The organism is Paraburkholderia sp. J76, assembly GCF_905220295.1.
In the GTDB taxonomy this organism is placed as follows: domain Bacteria; phylum Pseudomonadota; class Gammaproteobacteria; order Burkholderiales; family Burkholderiaceae; genus Paraburkholderia.
Map to the genome: position 1 here is coordinate 149,838 of NZ_CAJMZJ010000005.1, position 19,201 is coordinate 169,038.

At 58.8% G+C, this 19,201-nt stretch carries 12 protein-coding genes and 1 pseudogene; 9 read left to right on the forward strand and 4 right to left on the reverse strand.

Annotation, left to right across the window (positions count from 1 at the left end):
* Positions 1–2 precede the first annotated feature (2 nt).
* Positions 3–983 (reverse strand): annotated as a pseudogene (locus tag U5768_RS11980) (NAD-dependent epimerase/dehydratase family protein).
* Positions 980–1,801: a glycosyltransferase family 2 protein gene (locus U5768_RS11985; protein ID WP_322030611.1), complete on the reverse strand. Its 822-nt coding sequence runs from the start codon at positions 1,799–1,801 to the stop codon at positions 980–982. The pseudogene U5768_RS11980 and the gene U5768_RS11985 overlap by 4 nt, the downstream one beginning before the upstream one ends.
* Before the next feature lie 342 nt (positions 1,802–2,143).
* Between U5768_RS11985 and U5768_RS11990 the strand changes: the two genes are divergently transcribed.
* The 8 genes from U5768_RS11990 (at position 2,144) to U5768_RS12025 (ending at position 11,962) form a co-directional block, all read left to right on the forward strand.
* Entirely contained in the window at positions 2,144–3,853 is a 1,710-nt protein-coding gene (locus tag U5768_RS11990; protein ID WP_322030612.1) for a hypothetical protein, read from the forward strand.
* A 128-nt stretch (positions 3,854–3,981) separates the two neighbouring features.
* Positions 3,982–5,406 (forward strand): UbiA family prenyltransferase, encoded by a 1,425-nt coding sequence (locus tag U5768_RS11995; RefSeq protein WP_322030613.1) that lies wholly within the window; start codon positions 3,982–3,984, stop codon positions 5,404–5,406.
* A 3-nt stretch (positions 5,407–5,409) separates the two neighbouring features.
* Entirely contained in the window at positions 5,410–6,726 is a 1,317-nt protein-coding gene (locus U5768_RS12000) for an FAD-binding oxidoreductase (RefSeq protein ID WP_322030614.1), read from the forward strand.
* On the forward strand, positions 6,723–7,463 hold the full coding sequence (locus U5768_RS12005) for an SDR family oxidoreductase (RefSeq protein WP_322030615.1): 741 nt from the start codon (positions 6,723–6,725) through the stop codon (positions 7,461–7,463). Before U5768_RS12000 ends, U5768_RS12005 begins: the two co-directional genes overlap by 4 nt.
* Positions 7,464–7,514: 51 nt before the next feature.
* Entirely contained in the window at positions 7,515–8,453 is a 939-nt protein-coding gene (locus tag U5768_RS12010; protein ID WP_322030616.1) for an NAD(P)-dependent oxidoreductase, read from the forward strand.
* 6 nt (positions 8,454–8,459) lie between these two features.
* On the forward strand, positions 8,460–9,743 hold the full coding sequence (locus U5768_RS12015) for an NAD(P)/FAD-dependent oxidoreductase (RefSeq protein ID WP_322030617.1): 1,284 nt from the start codon (positions 8,460–8,462) through the stop codon (positions 9,741–9,743).
* The gene (locus U5768_RS12020) at positions 9,740–10,165 is read left to right on the forward strand and encodes a GtrA family protein (RefSeq protein WP_322030618.1); all 426 of its coding nucleotides are present in this window, start codon (positions 9,740–9,742) and stop codon (positions 10,163–10,165) included. The genes U5768_RS12015 and U5768_RS12020 overlap by 4 nt, the downstream gene beginning before the upstream one ends.
* Positions 10,166–10,651: 486 nt before the next feature.
* Entirely contained in the window at positions 10,652–11,962 is a 1,311-nt protein-coding gene (locus U5768_RS12025; RefSeq protein ID WP_322030619.1) for an acyltransferase, read from the forward strand.
* A 241-nt stretch (positions 11,963–12,203) separates the two neighbouring features.
* On the opposite strand, the gene U5768_RS12030 is transcribed toward U5768_RS12025, so the two are convergent.
* The gene (locus tag U5768_RS12030; protein WP_322030620.1) at positions 12,204–14,576 is read right to left on the reverse strand and encodes a hypothetical protein; all 2,373 of its coding nucleotides are present in this window, start codon (positions 14,574–14,576) and stop codon (positions 12,204–12,206) included.
* Between the two features lie 703 nt (positions 14,577–15,279).
* Between U5768_RS12030 and U5768_RS12035 the strand changes: the two genes are divergently transcribed.
* Positions 15,280–16,887, forward strand: coding sequence for a hypothetical protein (locus U5768_RS12035; RefSeq protein WP_322030621.1), 1,608 nt, complete (start codon positions 15,280–15,282; stop codon positions 16,885–16,887).
* A gap of 26 nt (positions 16,888–16,913) precedes the next feature.
* Here the strand turns inward: U5768_RS12035 and U5768_RS12040 are convergent, their stop codons facing one another.
* Positions 16,914–19,196 (reverse strand): glycosyltransferase family 2 protein, encoded by a 2,283-nt coding sequence (locus tag U5768_RS12040; RefSeq protein WP_322030622.1) that lies wholly within the window; start codon positions 19,194–19,196, stop codon positions 16,914–16,916.
* Positions 19,197–19,201: the final 5 nt, after the last annotated feature.

The window sequence follows — 19,201 nt, forward strand, 5'->3', positions numbered from 1 at the left end:
GATCAACTTGTGCGGTCTCCGCGAATTCCATGCGTCGCACGATACCAGCGTGCCGTCGCTTCCAGCCCCTCCTCTACGGAAAACGGCGGTTGCCAGCCAAGTCGTTCGTGAATCAGTGACGTATCGACTTGCAGGCTGGAGGTCAGACGCTCCAGTTGGGCGGCGCGGCCCGTTAGCGCCCCGGCGGCGCGCAGCAGCCTCGTCGGAACGGGAATCAGGCGCGCCGGCTTCGAGAGATGGCGGCCGAGACCGCACAGCAACTGGGCAACCGAAAGATCGTCGGCATCGGCAACGTGGAAGCAGCCGTTGGCGGCGCGCGGGTCGGTAGCGCAATGCATGAGCGCATCGGCCAGGTTTTCGGTGTACACGAGACTGCGCCGCGCATTCACCGAACCGAGCGGTAGCGGCACGCCACGTCAAAGCGCGTCCATCATCTGCAAAAAGTTGGCGCCGACTCCGGGGCCATAAACGAGCGGCGGCCGCACGACCACGATTTCCAACCCTGTTTCCTCACCCAGGCGCCCGAGCGCTTCCTCCGCCGCTCGCTTCGAAAGTCCGTACGGGTCGAGCGGCGCGGGTGGCACGGATTCCGCCAGCGCAACGCCGCCGTCCCCTTCCGCCACAGCTTTGATACTGCTTACGAAAACCATGCGCCGGGCTCCCCGGGCCAGTGCCGCGCGTGCAACGCGCAGCGTGCCTTCAACATTCGTGGCATAGAACGCCGCCAACGGATCGGGAGCGTCGTCACGCATCACGTGAACCCGCGCAGCCAGATGCACGACGCAATCGGGAGACAAATCGCTCGGCCATGCCTCTTGCAGTCCCAGGAAGTCCGCCGCCTCGTGTTGCCACTCGCGCCCCACGTCAAGCCCGGCGTTGCCGCGCCGCAGTAACGCAGTCACATCATGGCCATGTCGGGAGAGCGCCGCGCACAACGCTCTGCCGACGAACCCATTCGCACCGGTTACAAGAACGCTGCTCAAAGCCACTTCCACCCGAAGCGGTTATAAAACTTGAACGCCGACGCGAGGAACATCCGGATGTGCGCCCATCCCTTGCGCGAGGCGCCCCCACCATGGTGCAGCACCCGCACCGACGGCGCATAGACGACACGCGCAATATCGTGAGCACGAAGACTGAGGTCGTAGTCCTCGAAGTAGAGGAAATAGCGCGCATCGAAGCCCGCCAGTTTTTTGAGCACGTTCGTGCGAAACAGCATGAAGCAACCGCTTACGATCGGTGGATCCCAAATGACGTCACGCTCGTTGATCTGCGCGCGCATCTCGTAGCGGGCGAGCCGGGACTCGAAGGGCCGGCGCGCGGCGCGCGGCAGGAAGCCGCGAACGAACAGATCGACGAGGGTCGGATACTGGCGGCAAAGGTACTGAAGCTGGCCGGCGTCGTCGACGATTGCCGGCGTAAGCAGACCCGCTTCGGGATGCGCCTCCAGGAACGTCACCGCCTCGGCCAACGCACTGGAATCGATGTCCACGTCCGGATTGAGCACGAGGTGATAGCGGCTCGACGCGCGTTCAATCGCCAGATTGTGACCGCGCCCGTATCCGACGTTCCCCTGCCCGGCGATCACTGTGCAGGCGATGCCTGCTTGCGACAGCGCGGCCAGACTGGCACCCATCTCGGGCATGCCGCCGTTGTCGACGAGATACAGGTGAATCGACACTCCCGGAGCAGCCTGGGCCAACGCGACGCCAGCCTGCGCGAGACTGGCAAACGTCCGCGCCAGCAACTGCTGGTCTGGGTGAAAGACGACCACCGATACGGACACCACGCCGTGATCCATGCTGGATACCGCACTCACTATCATCTGGAAACGCGACGATTCGGCACCATTTGGGGCCGTCCGACTAAACGGGGTCGATTGAAAACACCTAGTTTGCTGAAAATGGCCGTTTCAGGCAACCGGCTTTTCTATTTGTTACGCAGGTAAGGCAACGCAAGGAGAATTAATGTCGCCGCCGCCAGGTTGCCTGCGGCTGCCCGCGAATAGTACAGTAGCGGCCGTGCGGGGCCGCCTGACCCGCAAAGGTGCCGATGGGCATTCCGTGTAATTGCCAGAGTTCTTTGTGGATTTGCCCCGTTCACCAGACTTTGGAAACAAAATGAAAACTCTGCCGGATCCTGTTTGAAACCTCTGACAAAAAACCGCATTTTCTGGCCGGCAGTTGTACTCTTGCTCGGCACCACGATCTTCGCGACGACCTTGGTCGGAGTTGTTTTCCACTTTTCCCCGGTTCCCTACGGAGACCAGTGGGACGGCACGCTCGGTTTCTACCTCGACGCACTCGAACATCCTTGGGCGGCGTTTTTTGGTCTGCACAACGAGCATCGCCTGTTCTTTTCAAGGCTTATCTTCTTCGCGGACGTGCGCTACCTCGGCGGGCGTAACCTGCTCGACCTCGCCGCCAACATAGTCCTGGCGAGGTTGATCGCCCTCTCGCTTTATCGGATAACGAGCCGAAATCTGAGACATACGCGCGCGTCACGAATGATTGCGGCCGGCGGCGTGCTTGCCTTTGCATTCGCCTGGATGCAGGCGGAGAACTTTACGTGGGGTTTCCAGAACCAGTGGTTCGCCGTCTACCTGTTCGGGCTTTGCGCATTCGACGCCCTCGATCTCAGTGAAAGCGCCCGCTTGCGCGGCGCCGGCGCGTCTTCGGCCGGATGGTTCGCGCTTGCGATCGGTGGCGCGGTCATGGCGGCGCTGTCGATGGTGAGCGGCGTCCTCGTCGCGCCGGTGCTCGCCGTTCAGGCTGCATACCTCCGCACCACGCGCGTGCGTCTTCTGGTGATGGCACTAGCGACGTTGACCATCTGGCTAACCTACTTCACCGGTTGGCATTCGAATTCGCCCAGCGGGGGACTGCGCGACGCAATGGACCACCATCCTCTCGGCGTTGTGCTCTACGTACTGCTCCAACTTGGCTCGCCGGCGATCTGGGGCTGCCTGGGCATGTCGCTGACTGCCGTTTGGGGCGCAGTCGTACTGGCGAGCCTGATTTATGCGCTATGGATCGCCCGGCGACGCCGTGCAGTCATCGGCTCGGCCCTGCTGGCCATGGGCCTGTTCATCGGCGCAAGCGCATTCGTCACCGCTGTCGGGCGAATTGGCTTTGGCGTCGACACCGCAACGTTGTCGCGCTACACGACCGGGCCATTGCTGATGACCGCATCACTCCTCGCTTTTCTTTGGCTTAATGAGACCCGGCCTGAAAGGCGGCGCTGGATCATCGGCGGCTTCGCGTTCATGCTCGTCATGATTATGGTTGCGCAGCGCATGGTCTTCCACTCGACTCAGCGCGAACTATACGCAAAGCGCGTGGCGGGACTGGCGGTGCGCGCAAACGTCTACGACGCTTCCTATACCGCCGTCATCTACCCCAACCCCGCGGCATTACAGGCGGTTGCCACGCGCGCGCAGGCTGCGGGGCTCTCCATATTCGCCGCGGACCAGCCCGACTATGCGGTGCCGCCAGAGGATGTCTCCGCGAGCGCCCATTGCATCGGTAAGATTGACAGCATTAGAGCGACCGCCAACCCCGACCGGTTCGCCGCCACCGGATGGCTTTACGACCCGGCCGGCAAGCGATACGTCTCGTCAATCGTAATTGCCGATCGGTCCGGGAAGGTACTGGGTACGGGCATCACCGGCGCACGACGCCCGGATCTCGCACCTGTTACCGGGTCCAAAGAAGGCTACGGCGGCTGGACAGGTTTTTTCAGGCGCCCGACGGATAGCGAAATTCGGCTATTTGGCAGGCTCGATACCGGTCGATACTGCGACGTACCCAATGTGGGAGCCTTAGACGCCGTCAAGACCTTACCACCTGCATGAATACTGCCTGTAACGGGGTCGCAAGTTCCGGGTAAAATTCCTGGCTTGAAAACGGCGCGGGATTCGAATGGATCGAGGCGCGCTCAATAAACCAAATTCTACAAACCCATTGCCAACTGGCCGACTGTATGCGCAGCAGACCACTCGTTGTTGACCTGGATGGCACATTGATTCGATCGGATGTGCTGATCGAATCGGGATTCGCGTACCTCAAATCCGCGCCACTACGGTTTTACCGCCCGCTCATGTGGCTCGCGCGCGGCGGCAAACCCGCGCTGAAGGCCGGTCTCGCCGAAAACACCAATGTCGACGTCACGGTCCTGCCCTACGACGCTCAGGTGCTCGACTGGCTGAAGGAGGAGCGCGAAGCCGGGCGCCCGCTCGTGCTCGCGACCGCCAGCCACGAGCGCTACGCCCACGCCATCGCAGACCATCTGGGCCTCTTCGAACAGACCTTCGCAACCGCAGACGGCGTCAATCTCTCCGCCCAGCGCAAACGCGACAAACTCGTGGCCGAATACGGCGAAAAGAACTTCGACTACGCCGGCAATTCGCACGACGACATCGCGGTCTGGCAGTCCGCCGCGCGCGCGTATGTCGTGAATCCGTCAAGCGGTGTCGAGCGCGCCGCCCGCAAGATCGGCAATGTCGAGCGCGTCATCGAGTCGCGGCCGCCGGCGCTGAAGACCTGGACGAAGTCGTTGCGCCTGCATCAATGGTTGAAGAACCTGCTCATCTTCGTGCCGCTGCTTGCCGCGCACAAGCTCGGCTATGTCGACCTCATCGTTGCAGCGCTGATCGCTTTCTTCGCTTTCGGGCTTTGTGCGTCGAGTGTGTACCTGCTCAACGACATGCTCGATCTCGAAGACGACCGGCACCATCCGACCAAGCGCAAGCGCCCGCTGGCATCGGGCGCGCTGCCGCTCACCTGGGGGATAGCACTCTTTCCCGTCCTGCTCGCAGGCGCCTTCGTGCTGACCGCGCTCTTCCTGCCATGGCGCTTTGCCGCCGTCCTGCTCGCCTACTACGCGCTCACGCTCGCCTACTCGATCTACCTTAAGCGCCAGGTGATGGTGGACGTCGTCGTGCTGGCGATGCTCTATACCACTCGCATCGTCGCAGGAACAGCCGCCATCGGCGGGCACCTCACGTTCTGGCTGCTCGCGTTCTCGATGTTCATCTTCCTGAGCCTCGCGCTCGTGAAACGCTACGCCGAGCTTTATTCGATGCAGGCGCGCGGGCTCGCCAAGACGCGCGGCCGCGGCTATCTCGCGAGCGACCTGTCGCTCATCTCGTCGCTCGGTACTGCGTCCGGCTATCTCTCTGTGCTCGTGCTCGCGATGTATATCCAGGACGGCAACACGGCGCATCTTTACCGGCATCCGCAAATCATCTGGCTCGCGTGTCCGCTGCTGCTTTACTGGGTGAGCCGCACCTGGATCATTGCGCACCGTGGGCAGATGCACGACGACCCGATCGTCTTCGCCGCGCGCGACCGCGTAAGCCTTGCGGTACTGGCGCTGTGCTGCCTCGTGTTCTGGGCGGCGACCTGAGCGATGGATACGGTGCAGTCCTGGGGCCGCTATCCGGCCCATCCGCAACAGGCACACGCAATCGGTTGGCGTGACCGCGCGGCCGCGACCTGGCGCGAGGTGATCGAAGCCAACGGCAACGCGCTCGCATTCGGCAACGGACGCAGCTACGGCGACAGTTGCCTCGCCGCCTCCGACCACGTGCTGCAGACCCTGCCGCTAGACCGCCTGATCGCGGCCGACTGGACAACCGGCGTCTTGCGCGCCGAGCCGGGCGTCACGCTCGAGCAGATCCTCGACGTCGCCATCCCGCGTGGCTGGATGTTGCCGGTTACCCCCGGCACCAAATACGCCACGCTGGGCGGCGCGATCGCCAACGACGTCCACGGTAAAAATCATCACGTGCGCGGAACCTTCGGCCGCCATGTGCGCCGCTTTGGACTGGCCCGCAGCGATGGCGCGCTGCTCGAATGCGCACCCGACGCGAATGCGGAGTTGTACGCGGCTACGATCGGCGGACTCGGTCTCACGGGGCTGATCCTTTGGGCGGAAATCCAGCTCATGCCGATCCGTTCCAGCCTGATCGACGTGACGAACATCCGCTTTTCGAACCTCGACGAATTCTTCGCGCTTTCAGAACGCCTCGACCCGCTGCACGAGTACAGCGTGGCATGGGTGGACTGTCAGAGCCGCGGTTCGACGCTTGGGCGCGGCATCTTCATGGTCGGCGACCACGCGAGAGGCGGACCGCTCGAAGTCGACCGCCGCAAGAAGCGAACGGTGCCGATAACATTGCCGGTTCCGATCTTCAACTCGTTGACCTTGCGTGCGTTCAATGGCGCGTACTATCACCGCCAACGCAGCGGCGAGAGGCGCTCGAAAGTGAGCTACGACGCTTATTTTTACCCGCTCGACAGCCTGCTCGAATGGAACCGCATTTACGGGCGCAAGGGCTTCCAGCAGTACCAGTGCGTGGTACCGCCCGAGGCCGCGCGCGACGCCATCCGCGAAATTCTCGAAGCGATCGCGACGAGCGGCACCGGCTCCTTTCTCGCTGTGCTCAAGCGCTGCGGCGATATCGCCTCGCCGGGGCTCCTCTCGTTTCCGCGCGAGGGCACCTCGCTCGCACTCGACTTTCCGCAACGAGATGCGCAGAATGCGCGTCTTTTCGAGCGTCTCGATGCGATCGTGCGCGAGGCGCGGGGCCGGCTCTACCCGGCGAAAGACGCCCACATGTCCGGCGCCGATTTCCGGGCCGCTTATCCGCAATGGCAGCAACTGGAATCCCTTCGAGATCCGGCGATGCTTTCAAGGTTTTGGGAGCGAACGACACGAACATGAAAAATATCCTGATCGTAGGTGCAACCTCGGCCATCGCGACGGCATGCGCCCGTCGCTGGGCTGCGCAAGGCGCGAGCTTTTTTCTCGTCGCACGCAACACAGAACGGCTGCAACAGGTCGCCGACGACCTCCGCGCGCGCGGCGCGAAAGCAGCGACGTGCCATGAACTCGATATCAACGACGTCGACCAGCACGCGGCCATGCTGGCGCGCTGCGAGGCCGAGTTTGGCACGCTCGACATCGTGCTCGTCGCGCCCGGTACGCTGCCCGATCAAGCGCAGTGCCAGGCCGACGCAGCCGTGGCGATGCGCGAATTCAACACCAACGTCACGTCGATCATCGGACTGCTTACGCCGATCGCGAATCTGGTCGAGGCACAGCGCCATGGTACGATCGCCGTCATTTCGTCTGTTGCAGGCGATCGCGGCCGGCCGTCAAACTATCTCTACGGCAGCGCAAAGGCCGCGCTCTCGGCATTCTGCGAGGGTCTGAACGCGCGTCTCTTCAAGGCGGGCGCGCATGTCGTAACTATCAAGCCGGGGTTTGTCGCCACGCCGATGACCGCGGGCCTGCCGCTGCCGGGCCCGCTCGTTGCGACCCCGGACAAGGTGGCCGCAGACATTACGCGCGCCATCGAGAAGAACAAGGACGTTCTTTACACCCCATGGTTCTGGTCGCTGATCATGCTGATCATCCGGTCGGTACCGAAATTCGCGTTCAAACGGGCGTCGCTTTAAGGGCCCGCAAGCGGCAATTCACGTAGGCAACACTTAATAAATCGCTAACGCATGAATCAGACTCGCATCATTCTTCCTGGCGGCGCCGGTTTGGTCGGACAAAATCTGGTCGCCCGGCTCAAGGCACGTGGATACACCAATCTCGTCGTGCTCGACAAGCACAAAGCCAACCTCGAAGTCCTGCGCCAGGTTCATCCGGACATCACGGCGATCTATGCGGATCTTGCCGAACCCGGCGAATGGGCAACGCACTTCGAAGACGCCGACGTCGTCGTCATGCTGCAAGCGCAGATCGGCGCCCCGACCGAGGAGCCCTTCATACGCAACAACATCGTGGCAACGCGCCACGTGCTCGACGTCATCAAGCAATACGGCATACCCCACACGGTGCACATCAGTTCGTCGGTGGTGAACTCCGTCGGCGATGACTGGTACACGCAAACCAAGCGCGAACAGGAAGAGATCGTCGTCGCCTCCGGCATCAGTTGCGTCGTGCTGCGCCCGACGCTCATGTTCGGCTGGTTCGACCGCAAGCACCTGGGCTGGCTCTCGCGCTTCATGCATCGCGTGCCCGTGTTTCCGATTCCGGGCAGCGGCAAATACATGCGTCAGCCGCTCTACGTTGGCGACTTCTGCAACGTCATCATCAGCAGCATCGATTCGCGCATCAAGGGGCGCGCGTTCAATATCAGCGGCCTCGAGCAAGTCGACTACATCGACATCATCCGGCAGATCAAGCGCGCGACGCGCGCACGGTGCGCGATCGTACGCATTCCTTATGGACTCTTTTACGTACTGCTGAAGATCTACGCCGTGTTCGACAAGAACCCGCCTTTTACGGCCGACCAGCTAAAAGCCCTGACTGCGGGCGACGAGTTCGAGGTGATCGATTGGGAAGGCATCTTCGGCATTCGCGCCACGCCGTTTGCCAAAGCCATGGACGAAACGTTCAACGATCCGACCTACAGCCACATCGCCCTGGAATTCTGAAGACACATGAGTACAGAACGTATCGCCGTGCTCGGCGCCGGACCGATGGGTCTAGGCGTTGCCTATCAACTGGTCAAGGACGGACGTAAGCCGATCATCTTCGAGGCCGACGACCGCGTGGGCGGCATGGCGGCCTGCTTCGACTTTGGCGGGCTGTCGATCGAGCGTTACTACCATTTTCATGCGATCTCGGATCACGCGTTCTTCGAGGTGCTGCGCGAGCTTGGCATCGAAGACAAGATGAAGTGGTGCGAAACGAAGATGGGCTACTTCTACCAGGGACGCGTGCAGCCTTGGGGCAATCCCATGGCGCTGCTCAAGTTCAAAGGCTTGAGCCTTAGCGCGAAGTTTCGCTACGGCCTCCACGCGTTTCTCTCCACGAAGCGCAACGACTGGAAGCCGCTCGATCACGTCGAAGCCACGAGCTGGATTCGCCGCTGGATTGGTGAGGAGGCGTGGGAAGTACTGTGGCGGCGCTTGTTTGATTACAAGTTCTACGACTACGCATACAACCTTTCGGCTGCGTGGATCTGGAGCCGCATTCGCCGTATCGGGCGTTCGCGCTACGACCTCTTTCGCGAAAAGCTTGGCTATCTCGAAGGTGGTTCGGACACACTCCTGAACGGCATGCGCAGCTACATCGAGGCGAATGGCGGCGAGTTCCGGCTCGGTGTGCCAGCGCAGAAAGTGGTGATCGAAGGCGGTAAGGTCAAAGGCATTGAAGCCGGCGGCGAATTTCACCCGTTTGACAAGGTAATCAGCACGATCCCGCTGCCTTACGTGCCGCACGTGATGCCCGACCTGCCAACGGATATTCTCGACGCGTTCCGCAACAAGAAGAACGTCGCGGTGGTGTGTGTGATCGCGAAACTCAAAAAGCGCGTGACCGAGAACTTCTGGCTCAACACAAACGATCCGGAAATGGATATTCCCGGCATCGTCGAGTACACGAATCTGCGGCCGCTCAACGAGCATGTCGTATATGTGCCGTTCTACGTGCCTGGCGAGCATCCGAAGTATCAGGAACCGGACTCGGCGTTCATCGACAAGGTCAAGCGCTATCTTATGAAGATCAATCCTGCGCTGACGGCGGATGATTTCATTGACGTGCGCGCGAGTCGCTATCGTTTCGCGCAGCCGATCTGCGAACCGGGCTATCTCGATCGGCTGCCGCCGATTCAGTTGCCGGTGGAAGGCCTGCTCGTTGCTGATACGTCGTACTACTATCCGGAGGACCGCGGCATTTCTGAGAGTATCGGGCTGTCGCGCAAGATGGCGAGGATGGTATGACGAGAGCGCACGCGCTGGTCCGGAGCGGCTTCGTTTCGAAGAATTTTCTGATGTTCCTGCTCACCGGCGGCTTTGCGGCCGCCGTGAACTGGAGCAGCCGCATCCTGTTCAACCTGTGGATGCCTTATTCGGCGGCCATCGTCGTGGCTTACATCGCCGGCATGATTACGGCATTCGTGCTCGCGAAGATGTTTGTCTTCACGGAGAGCAAGCAGTCGACACATCGTTCGGTGTTCTTTTTCACGCTTGTTAATCTTGTTGCGGTGGTGCAGACGTGGGCTGTGAGCGTGGGGCTTGCTTATTACGTGTTTCCGAAGCTGGGTATGACGTGGCATGACCGCGATATTGCGCACCTGGTTGGCGTGATCGTGCCGGTTTTTAGCAGTTATATCGGGCATAAGAAGTTTAGTTTCGGGCATTGAGGTTCGAGCCAACACAAGCCAGCTTCGTTTGGCGCTCACTAGCCGCATGGCTAGTGGGTCAACTGCCTGCCACGCACTCATCGATGCGGATCATGCACGCCACTCACGGAGTACACCCTGTGCTGCCTCTGAAGTTGGCCAGCTAACAGATCTTGACTGGCCTGCGCGACGGACGTCGCCGGGCGCGCGTTCCTCGTGTCCCAACCGGAACACGAATTCCGGCGCCTCTGCCGACAGCACCGGCACGTCGCTATGCGTGGCGAGCACACGCTCGCTTCGTCTGAGTATTCTATCCAACGCCGTAGCAGATTCGCGTTCATCTCGTGGTGCAGCGCGATTGCCAAAAGTGACACTTCGCGCCCCTGGCAGGCTGCCACCACGTGGGCCCGAGGATCTCCGGCGCAATTCAAGATGGGACGTCTATGCCCTTGAACGCATATCCAACCCGCAGCGAGCGGGCCAGTCCATAAGACTAAAGAAGCCGAAATGCCCGACAAAACCTTAACGAGGCTTAAATCGTCGCCGGAAGCTGAATATGCGTTGGGTGCTCACGAAGGTTGCTGGGACAATAAAAAGTACAACTCACAGGTGGCCAAAGGTTACAGACGTGGCCGGCGGCGTCTGGTGATTGCTCTTGATCACGTTCCCTTGTGCGATAGACTTCGGAACCACCAAAAAGCTAGAAAATCTGGGGAGGGTATGAAAGACATGGAAATGACCACCGTTAAGCTTAGCAAATCGCAAATTGAATCTGAACGCATAAATCGGCATAGGGGGCGAGTACTCTTTATCGACGTCCTACGGCTGCTTTCCCTTGTGATGATCATTTGCTACCACTTCAATGCCGAAGTCCATAGAGTGGCGCCAATGGCTAACGCAGTCTTCAGCATGACGATACTCGGGCAAGCGATCGGCGATATCGGCGTGACAGTTTTCATAATGCTTTCAGGGGCATCCTTGATGCTTACGGACAGATCCAGTGAGGGCTATTTCAGTTTCCTGCGCCGTCGCGCGCTCTCGATTTTCCCATCCTACTGGACTGCATACCTGGCGCTTACGGTCGTGTTGTTCGGCCTGCGACAGTCGCTGCAGGGAAATGGTGACTTATGGAAGCTTCTACTCACCATTTTTGGGCTCGATGGTTTTCTAGGTAATCTGATAACCAACTACTACTATCTGTGTGGAGAGTGGTTCCTCGGCTTCATTCTCATCACTTATCTGTTTTTCCCGTTTCTTTCGGGACAAGTCCGAAAGAGTCCGATCTGGACATTTGGGGGCACTTTTGTGGTCGCGATTCTGGCCACATATCTTTGCCGCCACGTCACATGGTTGCCACAACTTCACAATCCGCTCGTCCGATTCCCTGACTTCGTTTTCGGCATGATCTATATGGCGTACCGGCTTGACAGAAAGTGGTGGAGCGCAGTATCTGGAGCTATTGCAATCGCGATCGCGCCGAACCTTCCATCCTCGCTGCCGCAGGAAATTTCGGCAGTGATATTGGGTGGGGGCATCATTGCTATCACTGGATCAGCCTGCAACCTCGTGCGCATTAGCTCAAACGTTCAGGATACGATTGCCCGCTTAGGGGCGTGGTCGTTTCTGGCGTTTCTTGTCCACCACTGGGTGGTCTATCTTTCGGTCGCTCGCTTTAACGTGAGCGGAATGCAGAAGCCTGACATGTATTTTTTCTTCACGCTGAATGTTGCCGTAAGTTTCCTCGCTGCGAAATATCTTGTGAAGCCAGCCGATGCAATGCGAAGAATGATAACCGTTATCATTGGCGCCCGCGCATGATTTACGGGACTGGGTGGTGACATGCCTCTCACCACACGGGATCTTTGTACCGTGTGGTACGTTTGGATTCCACACGATCCGACAATTGCGACCGTGATCTAGCCCACTCATTGGAGTGGTCATTGCAGGCGAGCACGGCGTGAATACATTGCGCGTGCCGTAGAGAGAGAGGCCGACTGCCGACCGTCCAGCCGATAAACGGAAAAGCCGCCCGAGGGCGGCTTTTTCGTTTATGACTTCATCATTGAAGCATCAGAACAGATGGACATCTGAACGCCTCAGTCTTCGACGCAGTAACGAGCTCCAAGGTTTGTGGTCCCTCGAGCGTACTGGTATCAAGCGTGGCCATGTACCCACTATCGACCAGATCCGAACGATTGAAAGCTTTAGCAACATCGGGGCGCGGGAGGCGCTTCGCCGGGAAGTACCGCTTTTTACCCGAGTCAGATGTTGAGACGAACCATGCCCGGAAATCCGATGCCAACTTACCGTCTGGTGTCGCAATCCATCCCATCACGCTTAAGGTCGATGCGCTAGTCGCTCGCACGGTGCTACCTTGATATGAGGCACCGTTGATGAGATCGATTGCACATTGCGTCTCGCGTAGCGGTTGACCCTCTAAGCCAGCCGGTTGTGACGCTTGGGGCATAGCGAGAATAGTCGCTCTGGCGTCTTTCTGCGGAGAGATCTCAATGGGCGTCATCGTTACCTTAATTTCCTGTCGCCAGAACATCGGGGATCGCGTCACAAGCCTAAACGACTTAACCGATTGCGCGTCTGGAATGCCGGCCGCGAGATCCACCAGATTCATCCCAGTTGTCATGTATGGCGAGATGATAAATCCAGCTCTCCCAATTTCAGGGACGTACCGATGCCGCACAACAGTCCCATCAGCAAGCGTTAGATCGATTTCCATAAGCGGCAACTTGAACAGCGCCTCGGCGGCGCGCCCCAATAATGAGCGCCGCATGTCAATACTGATCCACAGAGGCCCTTTTTCTCGGATTGCAACATCTTGCCCCCACTGAATCTCTTCACTGTGCGCCAACTGGTCGGCGAGACGTGTGCCGTTGGCAGAGGCAGATTTTACAAAATGGACATATGAATCTTCATAGCCTGCAACCCGATAGTGAGACAGAAGCGCGATTATGCTGGTCGAATCATCGAGTGTCGGCAACCGATGATCGATCGGGCCGAACGTAAAAAACACGTTTTGTGGCGCGGCGGCACCGAGAAGATGGTCTGCGTTGAGCTTCAGCAGGGCCGGTGTATAGGCAGAGTAGCTCTGGAACACAGGGCGGCCTGACCAGGCGAGCCCGTTGGCGAAAATAGCAGCGAGGTCCACTGGATAGACGTCGACAGTTCCCGAGACATTTGGAAGGGGGCCGGACTTGCGAATCGCCGCAAGCGAATCAACGTATGCCTGCTGCAACTCCGAATCGTTTTTCAGGCGAAGCCGAATTCCATTAGCCGTCGAGGCTGATATGGTCTCAACGCGCTGCACCAGAAAAGGCCAATCCACGGGAAGTACTGCTCTTACAACCGAAACGGCGACAACAATCGAAATGACTGATGCCGCGAGGCTCCATGTCTTGGGAGCGAAACATGTCACTGCGAACGCGATAAACAGCATCGTCCCGGCGGCAATGCAGACATGTCCATCATGGCGCACGAAACCAGACTTGAATGCGACGAAAAATGTCCACGCCGTACCCGCGATCAATGCATAGGCGGGAATTCTTTCTTCCTTTCTAAGAGCCCCCCAACTGATGACGCAAATGAATGCAGACGCTACAACATAGCGTATCGGATCGATCGTCGATGCGTTGTACGACATTGCTTCTGTGTAGCCCGAGATGATCGGCGACTGGGCGATGAAGAACTTCGGAAGAGCGTCGATGGGCTGACCGCATGCTATCCACCAGCCACTGAGTGATACGACCAGCAACACTACGAAGGCGACGGCTGCACGAAAATTTTTCCGGGCCAGAACGACGAAAGAGAGTCCGGCAATTGGAATGACAACGCCGATGAAACTCCCTTTGATGATCGGCGTCATGCCCAGCGCGATAGTCGCCAAGACGAGTACTACCTTTACGGTTGGCGTCGCGCGGAGATGTAATGCGGAATTCTCAAGAGAGCAGATACGCACGATACCGAGGAGAAGCAACAACGGCATCGCAATGAAATATGAGTCCCGGGAAATGCTAACTGTCACAAGAAGCGGCAGAGCAACTCCAATGAGAAGCCTCCGTGGATATGCCGCGAGCCCGAAAATTGACGCGAAGCCAATTGCATAGACGACACTCGCACTCATTGTGAGAGCGTTCGTCTCCGGGCTATAAACCGTCGTATAGACGGATCCAAGCGGCCCGAACGTGAAGATGAGATCCCTGCCGAAGACGAGCCCTTTCGCTATTGCCACATTCAATGCCAGCCGCCACGATGGATCGAGGCCGGGCGTGGGCATTTCCGGCGAAAATGGTATGAGCAGCAACGCCGTGGCGACGATGCTCAGTAACCAAAGTGCATATGAAGCTATGCGCAGTGCATGAGCCCGCTCGCCTGTGGCTGTATTTTTTAAAGTAGGCGTGCCTACCGGTTGTGGTTCCATCTTTGGTCACCTTTTGCTTGAAGCGCGAAAGATACCACGACCAACGGCCGCGCTTTAAACAAGCCCCGCTAAACGGTAAAATATACACAATGAAAGCCAACACAGAATGCGTCGGAGTGGCTATCCAAGCCGATGCCGAGGAATTTGGACTCGATAGCTCACGTTGTCGCCCCAACCACTTCCCGGATATGCATGCGGCCTGGACTTCGCCAACGGCATGCAGGGTTGCTACCACCACCGCTCCGGCAGCAGGCCGGATGTCCATTCAGTGCAACAAATCCTATGGCGTCATGTGATAGTTCACCAATTCCTCAACGGCGATCGGGCTATTATCTCCCGTAAATGCGGGCGTAGACCCGTCGGCGATCGCTGCAGGCGATCTCGCTTGGGCGGAGGATACACGAACGTAGTTCTGGCGCATTCGCTGCACTTATACTGCTAGGGACATACAGTGGCTGGCGAGCACGAATTCGCCGGCGAGCCGACACGTATCTCCCGATGTTAGGGGCGCGATCCGCCTGCGGCATTCGCGCAATCCAGACGCGATATCGCGCTCGACTCAATGCAACGGTCGCTGTGTGCACGCGCGGCTCCCCTATCCGTCTTGAGGAACTGAAATTTGACAGATTTAAGCCCATCTGAAGTTTGCACGGACAGCCGCAAACCTACACACGCCCTATCGCGCCGGGACGCGTGGCTTTTCGTGATGCCTGCCCTCTTTATCCTTTCGACAATTGTAGGCGCCGTACGCTGGTTTTCTCCGGTTCCGTTCTGGGATATGTGGGAACACACCGTCCACTTCTATGCGGACATCCTCGACGGGCGCTGGTCGGCGTTCCTGGATCAGGCGAACGAACACCACATCCTGATCTCGTATGCGCTGTTCTGGCTTGACTACCGCTTCTTTGGTGGTTTGTCGATCTTTCTGATCGCCGTAAACGTGTGCTTGATGGGAGCGCTTTGGCTTTGCCTGTGCATTGCCGCGCGATCACTATTGGTGGAGCAGCGGCGGCTCTTTATATTCTGCTGTGTGTTTGTGGCGATTCCCTGCTTTTCCTGGCTGCAGTCGGAAAACATTAATTGGGGGTTTCAAAGCCAGTTCTACCTTGCTTACTTGCTGCCACTCGCAAGCCTGCTCTGTATGGCATCGTGGCTCGAAACGCCGCACGCGGCCAGTCGCTTCGTATGGGCGGTCGTATTCGCCGCGCTCTCTGCCTTCACGATGGCCAACGGACTGCTCGCTCTGCCGTTGCTCGTTGTCATGCTCGCAGTGAGCGAACGTTGCATCTGGCGTCACATGCTGTGCCTTATCACCGTGGCTATTGGGACATTCGCGGCGTATAGCTACCACTACGGCGCAATACATCACCAAAGCGCACCGCTCAAGCGCATGGCGGAATTCCTTTTGATATTCCTCGGCAGCCCGGTCGGTGTGATCTCCCATTCGCTGCTGCTCGCCATGCTGGCAGGCGCAACTGTGATCGGCGCATGTGCGTTCCTCGCGTTCCAGTGGCTATGCGGTAGTGTCCGCCACCCTTTTTACCTTGCCTTGCTACTCTTCATGGCGCACGTGGGCGCGGCAGGAGCGGCGGCGAGCGTTGGGCGTAGCGGCTATGGCATCGATACCGCACTCTCGTCACGATACGAAACGCCGATTCTCTTGCTGTATTCCGCGATGTTTCTCTTGTTCGTCTATGTCCACCGCGCAAAGGCTGCGACTATTCCTGTGGTCCGTGTCATTTTGGTACTCGCGCCGCTCCTGATGCTCAAATCTCAGTGGGCCGCCATCGGGCAGACCGGACCCGAGGTCGCGCGCCAAAGGATGCAAGCGGCCCTGGCGCTAAACACCGGCATAGACGATCGGGAGGTCATCGGACGCGTTTATCCTCAAAACGACGCGATCCACGTCGAACTCATTCATCAGATCGCCGCCAGTGCAATTCAACACGACATTTCGATCTTTGCGTTACCGAGCATGCAAATGGCGCGCGAATGGATTGGTAAGCCTGTGCCAACACGTGAACTTATCCCGTGCCTCGGCAGCGTTGATACGGTCACGCCGGTTGCAAGCGATCCGCGACACGTCCGGTTCCACGGTTGGGCGTTTGATGCGCAGACGCGACACGTTCCCCCAATCGCGTTCATTGCGGAGGACAACCGGGTGATCGGTGCAGTGCTCACGGGTGTCGAGCGCCCCGACGTCCGTGCCCAGATCGATCACAAAGCGGGGCACGCAGGTTTCGAAGGCTATGGCTCGCGAATCGGCGCAGGTCGTTTCGCAATCTATTGCCCGCGTCGCGATGACGCGTGACCTGAGTCCCTTGTGTCCAAATCACCCTATCGAGTTTCGTGGCTGTCGGTCTCCGACAGCCACGGCTTACACACGCGAGGGGGAAAATTCGGACGGAAATCGCCTCCGCTCACAGTCAAATTCGGATTGTAGAACGGATCGTTCTTGATCACGTCGGCCCAGATTCGACGGAAGTTGTCACACTCCTGCAGAAATTGGCGACGGCGGTTCTCGTTGGTCGGCAGACCGAGGCTCGCCGATTCGTGATGGTAAAGGAGCGCCCCCGGCGTCCATACGTTTGCGTACCCCGCCTCTCCCAGCCTGAGTCCTAAATCGACATCATTGAAAGCCACCGCAAAGTTGACTTCGTCGAAGCCAGAAACTTCGAGAAAAACCTCTCGTCTCATCACCATGCACGCCGCCGTGACGGCGGAGTAGCGCTGAGTGCATGCAGCCCGGCCAAAATACCCGAACGCGCTACCGGGCTCACCGACATGTGGATGGCCGGCAAGGCCGCCAATCCCCACGACCACCCCGCTGTGCTGAATCGTCCCATTTGGATAAAGCAGCTTGGCACCGACCGACCCTACCTCCGGACGCAATGCATGCCCAACCATTTCACCGAGCCAATTCGGCTCGATCACCTCGATATCGTTGTTCACGAAGGCCAGCAGAGGTGCGTCGGTTTGTGTTACCGCCCAATTGTTTAGCGCTGCGAAGCTATACGGTTTGTTGTAATTGATCACCCGTACATTCCGCTCCCTGACGACTTCCTCGAAATACGCCGCCGTGGCCGGCTCAACGCTCTCGTTGTCGACGATCACAATCTGATAGTTACGGTACGCGGTCTTTGCAAGAATGGAGTCGACCGCCACGCGTAGCAAATCGACCTTGTCCTTCGTCGGAATGATGATCGCGACCTTCGGCTCCGGTTGAACGACAGGCCACTTCACCTGGTAATAGCCCAGATGTTTCTGCTGCTCAACCGTCGCGCTGCGACCCATGCGCGCAAGATGCTCGCGAATTGCGCGCTCGGCCGCTTCGTACGGGTAAAGTTTCTCCGTCGTCGCAAGCGCGACCGACCCGCTAATAGCTCGCCAATGATAGAGGATGAACGGAATATGCTTGATGCGCGCGGGTTCCGTGTGCTCACTAAATCGCAGCGTAACGTCGTAGTCCTGGCTACCGTTGAATGCACTTCGGAAGCCACCTATCTCGCGGAGAATGGACGTGCGATACACCGCCAGGTGCACTACGGCGTTCTGCGAGAGCATCAAGTCATAGTTCCAGTCGGACTTGAACCATGGCTCGTAACGCTTGCCCTGTTCGTCGATCTTGTCCTCGTCTGAAAACAGCATGTCGAGTGCGGGTTGCGCGTTCAATTCCGCAGCGACCATATAGAGCGCGTGAGGCGCAAGTTCGTCGTCATGATCCAGCAGCGCTGAAAAGTCGCCAGTCGCCATTTCGAGCGCAGTATTGCTCGCTTCAGCAATATGGCCGTTCGTGCCACGGCGCAGGTAACGTATTCTGGAATCGAGCCGCGCGTATTGTTCGCAGATCTTCTGCACATGAGGCTGTGGCGATGCGTCGTCGGCAAGGCACAGTTCCCATTCGTCGTAGAGTTGCTCTCTCACCGAATCGATGCATCGGCGCAAGAATGGCTCCGGCGTGTTGTAAAGCGGCACGAGCACCGAAATACGCGGGCGTATCGAAAAGCGCGCGATGTGTGACGAGATCTTCGTCTTGTCGTCCGAGGTGAGCGAGTCATAAAGCATGACCCAGTCATCATATTCACTCGCCTTCGCCCCCCCGTGCCCTTCGTTCGATCGATCGCGCAACGCATGGCGCAACGCGCCTTTCACGCCGCGCCCCTTCATCAGTTTCGCCGCATGCATCGCATAGGGCCAAAGCAGCTTTGGCTGCGTCCCGATTGTGCGCAACAATGGCTTGCCACGTTGCCATGCCAGAGAAAGGCGTGACACCGGATCAAAGGAAATCCCGTTGATTTTGAAACGTCCCTGGCCAGTCATGGGATCGAGTCGGATCGCGCGCACATTTTGTGGCAATGCGAGCAGCACTCCCGTGGTGCCAAGCGAACGTACGGGCAATTCCTGCGTCAGCGACTGCGAAAAGCCCGTGCCGACGTCGAAATAGAGTGTCGGCGAAAAACTGCCGCTTTCCACTTCGACATCGAGGCGAACGACATTGCGACCGGATGGGATTCTGCCTGTACCGAAATCAAGCAAAAAGAACGGGTCCGCTCCGGTCGAAATCCACCAGCCGCCCTCGCGAGTCAAGTCGTTTGCCGGTGTAAGAGTCGGCTCGAGCATAAGAG

Coding starts and splice junctions, on each gene's coding strand:
- U5768_RS12030 (WP_322030620.1), bottom strand. CDS start 14,576: ATGGAACCACAACCGGTAGGCACGCCTACTTTAAAAAATACAGCCACA.
- U5768_RS12020 (WP_322030618.1), top strand. CDS start 9,740: ATGACGAGAGCGCACGCGCTGGTCCGGAGCGGCTTCGTTTCGAAGAAT.
- U5768_RS12040 (WP_322030622.1), bottom strand. CDS start 19,196: ATGCTCGAGCCGACTCTTACACCGGCAAACGACTTGACTCGCGAGGGC.
- U5768_RS12010 (WP_322030616.1), top strand. CDS start 7,515: ATGAATCAGACTCGCATCATTCTTCCTGGCGGCGCCGGTTTGGTCGGA.
- U5768_RS12025 (WP_322030619.1), top strand. CDS start 10,652: ATGCCCGACAAAACCTTAACGAGGCTTAAATCGTCGCCGGAAGCTGAA.
- U5768_RS11995 (WP_322030613.1), top strand. CDS start 3,982: ATGCGCAGCAGACCACTCGTTGTTGACCTGGATGGCACATTGATTCGA.
- U5768_RS12000 (WP_322030614.1), top strand. CDS start 5,410: ATGGATACGGTGCAGTCCTGGGGCCGCTATCCGGCCCATCCGCAACAG.
- U5768_RS11985 (WP_322030611.1), bottom strand. CDS start 1,801: ATGGATCACGGCGTGGTGTCCGTATCGGTGGTCGTCTTTCACCCAGAC.
- U5768_RS12015 (WP_322030617.1), top strand. CDS start 8,460: ATGAGTACAGAACGTATCGCCGTGCTCGGCGCCGGACCGATGGGTCTA.
- U5768_RS12005 (WP_322030615.1), top strand. CDS start 6,723: ATGAAAAATATCCTGATCGTAGGTGCAACCTCGGCCATCGCGACGGCA.